The organism is Pseudomonas folii (assembly GCF_014357575.1).
Taxonomy (GTDB): Bacteria; Pseudomonadota; Gammaproteobacteria; order Pseudomonadales; family Pseudomonadaceae; genus Aquipseudomonas; species Aquipseudomonas folii.
On record NZ_JACONW010000172.1, the window covers coordinates 1 to 10551 of the forward strand.

Consider the following 10551-nt stretch of genomic DNA (forward strand, 5'->3'; position numbering starts at 1 on the left):
CCTACAGACCCATGACCACTAGGGCTTATGCGCCCGCGACAAGAATTCATGGGACTGCATTTCCAGCAACCGGCTCAGCGTTCGCTGGAACTCGAAGTTCAAACGCCCACCGGTGTACAAATCCTTCAACTCGACTTCAGCCGAGATGATCAGCTTGACGTTGCGGTCGTAGAATTCGTCGACCATGTTGATGAAGCGTCTAGCGATGTCGTCAGTGGTGACGCTCATCTGCTCGACGCCACTTAGCAGCACCGCGTGGTAGATCTTGCCGAGTTCGATGTAATCGTTCTGGCTACGCGGGCCGTCGCACAGTTCGCGGAAGTCGAACCAGGCCACGTCATCACACGTTCGCAGTGCGCGAATTTCGCGATTCTCGACCATCAGTACGTCATTCTCGACAGTCTGAGCGCAATCCGGCGTCAACGCCTTGAAGCTCTTGCGCAGACTTTCCTGAGCGGCTTCATTCAGCGGGAAGTGGAACAGCTCAGCCTGCTCAAGGTGACGCAGGCGATAGTCCACGCCGCTGTCCACGTTGACGATGTCGGTGTTCTGCTTGATCAGTGCGATGGCCGGCAGGAAGCGCGCACGTTGCAGGCCGTCCTTGTACAAGCCGTCTGGCACGATATTCGAAGTCGCGACCAGTGTGACGCCGTTCTTGAACAGCTCTTCCATCAAGGTGCCAAGGATCATGGCGTCAGTGATGTCGGACACAAAGAACTCGTCGAAACAGATCACCCGCGCTTCATCGGAAAAACGCTTGGCGATGAGGGTCAGCGGGTTTTTCTCGCCTTTGAGGGTCTTCATCTCTTCGTGCACGCGCTTCATGAAGCGGTGGAAGTGAGTGCGGACTTTCTGCTCGAACGGCAGGGCTTCGAAGAAGGTGTCGACCAGGTAGGTCTTGCCCCGGCCAACGCCACCCCAGAAGTACAAGCCCTTGACCGGCGCCTGTTCCTTCTTGCCAAAGAGTTTGCCGAACATGCCCGGCTTGCTCTGGTTAGCGGCGATCAGATCGTCATAGAGACGCTGCAAATGACGCACAGCCGTTTCCTGCGCCGCATCATGGAAGAAGTCAGGGCGTTTCAGATCAGCTTGGTATCGTTCTAGAGGGGTCATATTCGCTAACAAGGCAACAAAAACGGGCCGTCACTGTAGCGACGGCCCGGCAGATTGGCAATCAATCCTGTTGTGGTGCGAGGGCCAGCTTGAGGCTTTCGATGGCAGCATCGCGAGCAGCGGCGTCGCTGAATACCGGGCTGTCAGCCACACATTGGCCATCAAGCCAGAGGGTGAAGCTGTCGGCTTCGGTACGAAGGTCCAGCTCACCGCCTTGTTGCAGCTGTTTGCTGACTGCGCCAGCGGCCTTGCCATCAGCGAAATTGCGCGACAACAGCAACTGCTCGCCATCGGCCGCGAGCAGACGGAAACGGAAGCTGCCATCGTCTTCACGGAAGCTGACAAAGCGTGCACCTTTGGCAGCTTTCTTCTTGCCAGTCTCGGCCACTTGCACGTTGCTGCGAAATGACCGCAGGCCAACCGCTTCACGCAATTCGCCGAGGAACGGTGTAGCGACTTTGCGGGCTTTCTCCGCACCGGCCAGCAGAATGTCTTCCAGGTCAGCCGGACGTTCGATCAGACCATGGTAATTCTCACGCGCCTCACCCAGCTCGCTGTCCAGCAAGGTGAACAGGCGACTCTTCGCCTCTCCCCAACCCAGGCCTTGCAACAAGTCGGAACGGAACTCTGCGATCTGCTCAGGGGTAGCAAATGCCTGGTACAGCGTGAACAGATGGGAGTTGTCAGGATCCTTGGCTTCACCCGGTGCTTTGGAGTCGGTAACGATGCGCGAAATCGCGTCCTTCATGTCCTTGGCGCTGCTGAACAACGGAATCGTGTTGTCGTAGCTCTTGGACATTTTGCGACCGTCCAGACCTGGCAGCGTGGCGACGCTTTCCTCGATCAGGGCTTCAGGCATGACGAAGAACTCTTTGCCCTTGCCGAACAGGTGATTGAAGCGCTGACCGATATCGCGAGCCATCTCGACGTGCTGAATCTGGTCACGACCGACCGGAACCTGATGCGCGTTGAACATCAGAATGTCGGCCGCCATCAACACCGGGTAGCTGTACAAGCCCATGGTGACGCCAGCATCCGGGTCTTCGCCGGTTTCGACGTTCTTGTCCACAGACGCTTTGTACGCATGCGCACGGTTAAGCAAGCCCTTGGCGGCAACACAGGTCAGCAGCCAGGTCAGCTCGGTGATTTCCGGGATATCGGACTGGCGATAGAACGTCACGCGGTCCACATCAAGGCCGGCAGCCAGCCAGGTCGCAGCGATTTCCAGACGCGAGCGCTGAATGCGCAGCGGGTCATCGCATTTGATCAGAGCGTGGTAATCAGCCAGGAAGTAGAACGAATCAGCATCGCTCTGGCGGCTGGCAACGATGGCCGGGCGGATCGCGCCCGCGTAGTTACCCAGGTGAGGCGTGCCGGTGGTGGTGATACCGGTCAGGATACGAGTGGTCATGGCAGGTCGCTTATGGGGCTGTCATCAGTTTGAAAGGCGTGGCGCAACCAGATCTTTGAGATCGGTCAGCTTGCCATGAAAAAAGTGTCCGCATTCTGCCACTTTCAGCAGCTCATGTGGGCGCGGCAACGTTGCCGACCAGTTGTAAACCAATTCTGGCTCGACGACTTCGTCGGTCTCCGGCTGGATAACGGTCAGCGGGCAATTCTGCGGCAGAGGATATTGCTCGCTCAAGCGCATGACCGCAGGCGCGACCATGAACAGATGGCCAAGCTTCTGTCCGGCGCTTTCAAGACGGCCAGCAAGACTGGCTGCGACGAAACCACCAAACGAAAAACCAAAAAGCGTCAGGGGCAGATCAGGGTGCTTTTCCAGCAGCCAGCGAGCCACAGCCTGAGCGTCTTCGACTTCACCGGCCCCTGCTTCGGAAATACCGGCACTCGCGCCTACGCCACGATAATTGAAACGCAATGTGATCAAACCTGCATCACGAGCGGTGCGTTGCAGAGTCGAGACGACCTTGTTGAGCATGGTGCCGCCCTGAATCGGGTTCGGATGGCAAATCAACGCCAGGCCCGTAGCATCCGGCAAATCAAGGTAAAGGGCTTCAAGCTGGCCCACCGGGCCATCGATCAATACGGGGGTTTCGCGCATGAGCAAAAAGGAACTCCGTGACCTCGCAATGGGTCGACTCGTCTAGCTGATTGTCTGCAAATAGCATATCCGTGAGCGTGTCGCGGTATACAGAGCAGGTTCGAGCCGTTAACGTAAAGCAAAGCCGTTTATAGAGGAAGGACTCGTGGAACTGTCGCTCTTAGTTTGGTTGTTGCCGACCATTGCCCTGGTTGTCGGTGTTGTCATCGGTTTTCTGGTCGCACGCCTGGTGCCCAACGCCGCTCCCAATGGAACCCAGCGCCAGCTGGATGACGTTCAGGAGCGTTTCGATAACTATCAGAACGAAGTGGTCACCCACTTCAACAGCACGGCCAATCTGGTCCAGAAGCTTTCGCAAAGCTATCAGGACGTACAGGAACATCTCGCCGAGGGTGCCAACCGTCTGGCTACCGACGAGTTGACTCGCCAGCGCCTGCTGGCTGCCCTGCATCCTGAAGCCAGCCAGGTTCACCGCGACCGCCTGACCCCACCCCGCACAAATGAAGCGCCGAAAGACTACGCGCCGAAATCACCCAACGCTCCCGGCATGCTCGACGAGCATTACGGTTTGAAAAAGCCGTAAGCGAAAGCTGGATCAGGGAAGCCCGCCATTTGTGAGAGTGGCGGGCTTTTTTGTGGATCACACCGGGATAAAATCCTGGTGAAGAAACTTCCTACGCACTTTCAGGAATACAGCGGCTATATATATTTTGTTGCGACCTCTATGCTTTTTGGGAAACGGAGGAAGCATGAAAACATTCCAAATACTCGCAGCAAGCATTTTGCTATTTGGCTGCGTACCAGGTGACTGCACAAAAGACTGCTACATCCTCACAAGCAAAGATCTGGAACTCGAGCACAAATGCAACATGGACCCTTATCGATCAGACTGCCCCGTCAACAGATAGACAGGCAGTCAAAAGTGCCACGTGTAAATATCTTTTTTGTTATGGGGGCCATTGACGTTAATTAGCTTTGGTTTCTTGATACGCCCCGGTGTAAAGCCAAAACGCGCCCACCGGAGGTCGCCCTGCCGCCCATCATAAATAACCAGATTCCCATCATTCTGTATGGACATGTGACTGTGGTACCACAACGATTTGTCCTTGGTGTGCGTGCTTTCCGCTATCCAAAGCCTCGACCTGGCTGGATCATAGAGGAAGCCGCTATTGCTCACGACAAACCACGGAGCACCTCTCTGCTTACGGGACAACGTGCTGCTAAAGGCCTGACCTTGGTCAGCGATCCAGGCGATAGCGCCGCTATCTTTAATAACCAGGTTGCCGTCGCTTTGCAGCTCCAGACGAAAACGCCCATTAGGCGACTGTAAAAACTGGCCCGGTTCATTTTCAGATTGGGCGGCAGTACCGGGGCGCCATTATTTTTAAACACACCATACTGAATACTCATACTTTCACCTTTGAAAGTTGTTGATTGAGTAATCAACTAACCTGAATTCGAGCAACAGCATGCGATAAATATATACCGCCTCTAAATTATTCTTAAGGCCTACTCACAATCTCTTGTGGGAGCCGAGCTTGCTCGCGATAAGGCTGGACGCGATCTAAAGTGAACCGCGTACAGCTTCGTCGCGAGCAAGTTTAGCTCCCACATATACCGCGCTATTCCGTAGGACCGGCTTTAGCCAGGAGGATGTCGGGACATTCGCTAAATATCCTTCGGTAGAAATACCGCTCTCCCGGCTAAAGCCGGTCCTACAAGATCAAGATCATGCTTGCAGGTGAACATAGAATCTCCCACAGGGTGCCCGGGCCCCTCCACACAAACAAAAAACCCGCCATCTCTGGCGGGTTTTTTGTTAAAGCAAACGATCGTCAGATCGCGCCGCGACTGCGCAGCAGGTCCAGCACTTGCTTGACGCTGTCTTCGAGGCTCAGGGTTTGAGTATCGATGACCAGATCCGCATTGAGCGGCACATCGTACGGGAAGGACTCGCCCGGGATGTTATCGCCATCAGCTGCGTACAGGCCCTGTGGGTCGCGTTCGCGGCAAACCGCAGGGGATGCCTGGACGTAGACCGTCAGCAGGCGGTCAGCACCAATCAGGGACTTGGCCTGTTCGCGCCCTTCGCCATCAGGTGCAACGAACGCGGCCAGGGTAATCAACCCTGCCTGGTTGAACTGACGTGCCACGTGAGCGGCACGACGCCAGTTCTCGGTACGCCCGGCGCGATCCTGTGGCAGACCGGTGTTCAGGTCATGACGCAGGTTCTGGCCATCCAGTACATAAACCGCACGGCCCATGTCGAACAGCTTGCGCTCGACCGCATAGGCCAAGGTGCTTTTGCCAGCGCCGGACAGGCCGCTGAACAGTACGGTGGCCGGTTGCTGACCAAAACGCTGAGCACGCTCTTCAGTCGCGACGTGAGCCAAAGCACCGTGATGATTGGCACCTGCACTGCCAACGGGCTCGGCGATGATCATGCCCGCCGCCACAGTGCCATTGGTCAAACGGTCAATGACGATGAACGAACCCGTGGTGCGGTTGCTGTCGTATCCGTCCAGCGCGATGGCCGAGTCGAGGCTGATCTTGACGCGACCAATCTCATTCAGGCCCAGCGAACTGGCAGGCCCTTCGGCCAAGGTATTCACATCGACACGATGGGTGATGCTGGCAATCGAGCCCGGCACATAGCTGGTGGCACGCTTGATGTCGTATTTCTTGCCCGGCAGCATCGGCTCTTCTGCCATCCACACCAGCATGGCATCGAACGCGTCAGCCACTTGCGGAACGTTATCGGCGTGTACCAGCAAGTCACCACGGGAGATATCAATCTCGTCTTCCATGGTCAGGGTGACGGCCTGAGCGGGCCCTGCATTCTCCAGCTCACCTTCAAAGGTAACGATGGATTTGACGCGGCTGGTCTTGCCCGAAGGCAGCACGACGACTTCGTCACCCTTGTGCACGATACCGCTCGCCAGCGTACCGGCGAAACCACGGAAGTTCAGGTTTGGACGGTTGACGTACTGCACCGGGAAACGCATATCGGTGTAGTTGCGGTCGTTGGCAATCTCGACGGTTTCGAGGATTTCCATCAAGGACTGACCGGTGTACCAAGGCGAACGCTCGCTCTTGTTCACCACGTTGTCACCCTTGAGAGCCGACATCGGCACGAAGGCCATGGTGGTCGGCTTGAACGCGATGCCGTCGGCGAACTTCAAGTAGTCGGACTTGATTGACTCGAAGACGCTTTCGTCGAAGCCATTGAGGTCCATCTTGTTGATGGCCACAACGATATGCTTGATGCCCAGCAGCGATGCGATGTAGCTGTGACGGCGAGTCTGGGTCTGCACGCCGTAACGGGCATCCACTAGAATGATCGCCAGGTCGCAGGTCGATGCACCGGTCGCCATATTGCGCGTGTACTGCTCATGGCCCGGGGTATCGGCAATGATGAACTTGCGCTTGGCAGTGGAGAAATAACGGTAGGCAACATCAATCGTGATGCCCTGCTCCCGCTCGGCCTGAAGGCCGTCAACCAGCAACGCCAGATCGACGTCCTCGCCGGTGGTGCCGGACTTCTTCGAATCGCGGGTAATGGCTTCCAGGTGATCTTCGTAGATCATCTTGGAGTCGTGCAGCAGACGCCCGATCAGCGTGCTCTTGCCGTCGTCGACGTTGCCACAGGTAAGAAAGCGCAGCATTTCCTTGCGTTCGTGCTGGCCCAGATAGGCGAGGATGTCCTCGCTGATCAAATCAGATGCGTGACTCATTTCATTCGAGCTCCAAGCTGTAAGCTTCAAGCGGCAAGCTTGTCGGCGTACAGCTAGTCAGAAATTTTATTGATCAGCCCGCAAAGCATTTTTGAAAGCTCACGGGTTTCGATAATCCAGGCTGCTGCAAGTGGTTCAGCGATATAACCAATTTCACCGCCGATGATGAGCTGAGTTCTTAGCTCGCCACAGGATGCTTTAGCAATCGATAGAAAACGGCATTTGTCCTTCGCAGTGAAACGCTCCATACCTTCCGCAATATTGCTCGGGACCGACAGCCCAGAGCGCGTGATCTGACTCCTGAAAGCCAGATCGGGACAGGAAGCCATCTCCTTGTAAAGATTGACTGCCAAAGCCTTGGCTCTTTGCCAAACCAAGAGTTTCTCGAAATCCATTTCGATCACCTGTTTTTGATCCACTTGCAGCTTGCCGCTTGAAGCTTTTAGCTGCTCTTTAGAAATAACCCTGACGTTTCTTTTCTTCCATCGAACCAGCGCCATCGTGATCGATGACTCGGCCCTGACGTTCGGAAGTACGCGTCAGAAGCATTTCCTGAATGATGTCAGTGAGGCTCGTGGCCTCGGACTCGACTGCGCCCGTCAACGGGTAGTCGCCAAGTGTGCGGAAGCGGACTTTCTTCTTGACGATGCGTGCCTTGTCCTCATCGCTGAGGTGATTCAGAAGACGCTCGTCGTCGATCATGATCCAGGTGCCGTTCATCTCGATGACATCGCGCTCGGCGGCGAAGTACAACGGGACAATCGGGATGCCTTCCAGATAGATGTACTGCCAGATGTCCAGCTCGGTCCAGTTGGACAGCGGGAACACACGGATCGACTCGCCTTTGTTGACGTTGCCGTTGTACACGTTCCACAGCTCGGGACGCTGGTTCTTCGGATCCCAGCGGTGCTTGCTGTCGCGGAACGAATACACGCGCTCTTTGGCGCGGGATTTCTCTTCATCACGACGCGCGCCACCGAACGCTGCATCGAAGCCGTGCTTGTCCAGGGCCTGCTTGAGACCTTCGGTCTTCATGATGTCAGTGTGCTTAGAGCTGCCGTGGGTCAGCGGGCTGATGTTTTGGGCCACGCCGTCCGGGTTGATGTGGACGATGAGGTCCAGGCCCATGTCCTTAACCATCTGGTCACGAAAGCGGTACATTTCCTGGAATTTCCAGCGGGTGTCCACATGCATCACCGGGAATGGCAGCTTGCCCGGAAAAAACGCTTTGCGCGCCAGGTGCAGCATTACGGCTGAGTCTTTACCGACGGAGTACAGCATCACCGGGTTATCAAACTCGGCGGCGACCTCGCGGATGATGTGGATGCTTTCCGCCTCCAGCTGTTTCAGATGCGTCAGTTTATCGACCATGGTTACTCACGGGTTGCATTCATTATTGACCGGACGACGCCCGGGACGGCCAGCGGGCCGTGTTCGAGGCCGCACTCTAGCACAGCACCTGCTTCTATTCAGGAGACCCAATAGATCGAAACGTTCTATGGATATACCGTCTCGTTAGGTATTCAAACCGGGTTCGGGCAGTCAATAAACAGGTGTTCCAGTGCAAATCGCCGCGCCAGATAGTCACCCAATGCCTGAACCCCGTAGCGTTCGGTTGCGTGGTGTCCGGCGGCAATAAAGCTGATCCCGTTTTCCCGGGCACTGTGAACGGTCTGCTCAGATGCTTCGCCGCTGATGAACAGGTCGACACCCGCCGCTATTGCCTGATCGATATAACCCTGCCCTCCCCCGGTACACCAACCCACCCGGCGAATCATATCCGTGCCTTCAATCAACAAAGGCTCACGACCCAGCACTTCCTGCACGCGACGGGCAAAGTCGCGGGGCATCATGGGTTCATTCAGCGAGCCGACCAAGCCGACGACGCGGGCGTTATCAGGATCCAGAGGGCCTTCCACAGTGATATCCAACTGGCGTGCCAACTGCACGTTATTACCCACGTCCGGATGCACATCCAGTGGCAAGTGATAGGCCAGCAGACTGATGTCGTGTTTGAGCAGGGTTTTCAGGCGGCGCTGCTTCATGCCGACGACGCAAGGGTTCTCGCCTTTCCAGAAATACCCGTGGTGTACGAGAATCAGATCGGCCTGCGCATCCACTGCGGCATCCAGCAAAGCCTGGCTGGCTGTGACACCGCTGACGATGCGCATGACCTGCGGACGGCCTTCGACCTGCAAGCCGTTGGGGCAGTAATCCTGGATACGCGAACTGCTGAGATAACGGTCGGCTTCTTCCACTAGAGTGCTGAGCGCAACAGCCATAAAAGACTCCTGAATGTGTGATTTGAAGCTGATAGGGTCGTGTTGCTGAAATGCTTCACTTCTGAAGATCTTATTTGCGAGACACGACCCCAAGTGCTCGTATAATGCCGCCCATTATGGCGCAGATGGGCAGCAAGCCGCAGCGTCGGATCACTTTCAGGATTTGCTCAATGTTCAAGGCACTGCGCTTTTTTGGTTGGCCATTGCTGGCAGGCGTACTCGTCGCACTGCTGATTATTCAGCGTTTCCCGGATCTGGTGGGTCTGCCTAGCCTAGACGTCAACCTGCAACAGGCACCACAAACCACCTACGTCCAGCAAGGCCCGGTCACGTATGCCGATGCGGTTGGCATGGCGGCGCCTGCGGTGGTCAATCTCTACACCACCAAGATGGTCAATAAAGCGGCCAATCCGATGTTCGAAGACCCGCAATTCCGGCGTTTCTTCGGCGACAACATGCCCAAGCAGAAACGTATGGAGTCGAGCCTCGGCTCCGGTGTGCTGATGAGCCCGGAAGGCTACATTCTGACCAACAACCACGTCACGACCGGTGCCGATCAAATCGTCGTTGCGCTGAAAGACGGTCGGGAAACCATTGCCAGGGTTATCGGCAATGATCCGGAAACCGATCTGGCAGTGCTGAAGATTGATCTCAAGAACATCCCGTCAATCACGATTGGTCGCTCCGACAGTATCCGTATCGGTGACGTCGCACTCGCCATCGGCAACCCTTTCGGGGTCGGCCAGACCGTGACCATGGGCATCATCAGCGCCACCGGCCGCAACCAGCTTGGCCTGAACACTTACGAAGACTTCATTCAGACCGACGCGGCGATCAACCCAGGTAACTCTGGTGGTGCGCTGGTTGACGCCAACGGCAATCTGACCGGAATCAACACAGCAATCTTTTCCAAGTCTGGCGGCTCTCAAGGCATCGGTTTCGCGATTCCGACCAAGCTGGCGATGGAAGTCATGAAATCGATCATCGAGCATGGCCAGGTGATACGTGGCTGGCTGGGTATTGAAGTGCAGCCACTGACTCAGGATCTGGCCGAGTCCTTCGGCTTGAAAGACCGTCCAGGCATCGTTGTGGCGGGTATCTTTCGCGATGGCCCGGCACAGAAGGCAGGCTTGCAGTTGGGTGATGTGATTTTGAGCATCAACGGCGAGCCTGCGGGTGACGGTCGTCGCTCGATGAATCAGGTCGCACGCACCAAGCCCGGCGACAAGATCGCCATTGAGGTCATGCGAAACGGAAAAGAAGTGAAGCTCAACGCTGAAGTTGGCCTGCGCCCACCGCCTCCGCCGTCGGCTACGCCGGTTGAGGAGCAGTGATCACTGAGTTGCGTAGATACCTG

9 protein-coding genes are annotated in these 10551 nt (G+C 56.2%); 2 read left to right on the forward strand and 7 right to left on the reverse strand.

Going from position 1 to position 10551, the window contains the following annotated elements:
• Window positions 1–18: 18 nt before the first annotated feature.
• From zapE to H8S59_RS23565, 3 genes are all read right to left on the reverse strand, one after another.
• Window positions 19–1113: a cell division protein ZapE gene (gene zapE, locus H8S59_RS23555; RefSeq protein WP_187522985.1), complete on the reverse strand. Its 1095-nt coding sequence runs from the start codon at window positions 1111–1113 to the stop codon at window positions 19–21.
• 61 nt (window positions 1114–1174) lie between these two features.
• Window positions 1175–2524, reverse strand: coding sequence for a tryptophan--tRNA ligase (locus tag H8S59_RS23560; RefSeq protein WP_187522986.1), 1350 nt, complete (start codon window positions 2522–2524; stop codon window positions 1175–1177).
• Between the two features lie 24 nt (window positions 2525–2548).
• Window positions 2549–3178, reverse strand: a complete 630-nt coding sequence (locus H8S59_RS23565; RefSeq protein WP_187522987.1) for an alpha/beta hydrolase — start codon at window positions 3176–3178, stop codon at window positions 2549–2551.
• A 145-nt stretch (window positions 3179–3323) separates the two neighbouring features.
• On the opposite strand from H8S59_RS23565, the gene H8S59_RS23570 reads away from it, so the two are divergent.
• Entirely contained in the window at window positions 3324–3761 is a 438-nt protein-coding gene (locus H8S59_RS23570; protein ID WP_095096404.1) for a Z-ring associated ZapG family protein, read from the forward strand.
• Between the two features lie 1252 nt (window positions 3762–5013).
• Here the strand turns inward: H8S59_RS23570 and cysN are convergent.
• The 4 genes from cysN to H8S59_RS23590 form a co-directional block, all read right to left on the reverse strand.
• Window positions 5014–6912: a sulfate adenylyltransferase subunit CysN gene (gene cysN, locus H8S59_RS23575; RefSeq protein WP_187522988.1), complete on the reverse strand. Its 1899-nt coding sequence runs from the start codon at window positions 6910–6912 to the stop codon at window positions 5014–5016.
• Between the two features lie 53 nt (window positions 6913–6965).
• Window positions 6966–7307 (reverse strand): four helix bundle protein, encoded by a 342-nt coding sequence (locus tag H8S59_RS23580; RefSeq protein WP_095096900.1) that lies wholly within the window; start codon window positions 7305–7307, stop codon window positions 6966–6968.
• 58 nt (window positions 7308–7365) lie between these two features.
• Window positions 7366–8283 (reverse strand): sulfate adenylyltransferase subunit CysD, encoded by a 918-nt coding sequence (gene cysD / locus H8S59_RS23585; RefSeq protein ID WP_187522989.1) that lies wholly within the window; start codon window positions 8281–8283, stop codon window positions 7366–7368.
• 152 nt (window positions 8284–8435) lie between these two features.
• Complete coding sequence (locus H8S59_RS23590; protein WP_187522990.1) at window positions 8436–9194, reverse strand: Nif3-like dinuclear metal center hexameric protein; 759 nt, start codon at window positions 9192–9194, stop codon at window positions 8436–8438.
• A 170-nt stretch (window positions 9195–9364) separates the two neighbouring features.
• Between H8S59_RS23590 and algW the strand changes: the two genes are divergently transcribed.
• Window positions 9365–10528: a Do family serine endopeptidase AlgW gene (algW, locus tag H8S59_RS23595; RefSeq protein WP_027897825.1), complete on the forward strand. Its 1164-nt coding sequence runs from the start codon at window positions 9365–9367 to the stop codon at window positions 10526–10528.
• The last annotated feature ends 23 nt before the right edge of the window (window positions 10529–10551 follow it).

Bases quoted from the DNA above. Each gene is read 5' to 3' on its own strand.
- zapE (WP_187522985.1), bottom strand. From the start codon at position 1,113: ATGACCCCTCTAGAACGATACCAAGCTGATCTGAAACGCCCTGACTTC.
- H8S59_RS23560 (WP_187522986.1), bottom strand. From the start codon at position 2,524: ATGACCACTCGTATCCTGACCGGTATCACCACCACCGGCACGCCTCAC.
- H8S59_RS23565 (WP_187522987.1), bottom strand. From the start codon at position 3,178: ATGCGCGAAACCCCCGTATTGATCGATGGCCCGGTGGGCCAGCTTGAA.
- cysN (WP_187522988.1), bottom strand. From the start codon at position 6,912: ATGAGTCACGCATCTGATTTGATCAGCGAGGACATCCTCGCCTATCTG.
- H8S59_RS23580 (WP_095096900.1), bottom strand. From the start codon at position 7,307: ATGGATTTCGAGAAACTCTTGGTTTGGCAAAGAGCCAAGGCTTTGGCA.
- cysD (WP_187522989.1), bottom strand. From the start codon at position 8,283: ATGGTCGATAAACTGACGCATCTGAAACAGCTGGAGGCGGAAAGCATC.
- H8S59_RS23590 (WP_187522990.1), bottom strand. From the start codon at position 9,194: ATGGCTGTTGCGCTCAGCACTCTAGTGGAAGAAGCCGACCGTTATCTC.
- algW (WP_027897825.1), top strand. From the start codon at position 9,365: ATGTTCAAGGCACTGCGCTTTTTTGGTTGGCCATTGCTGGCAGGCGTA.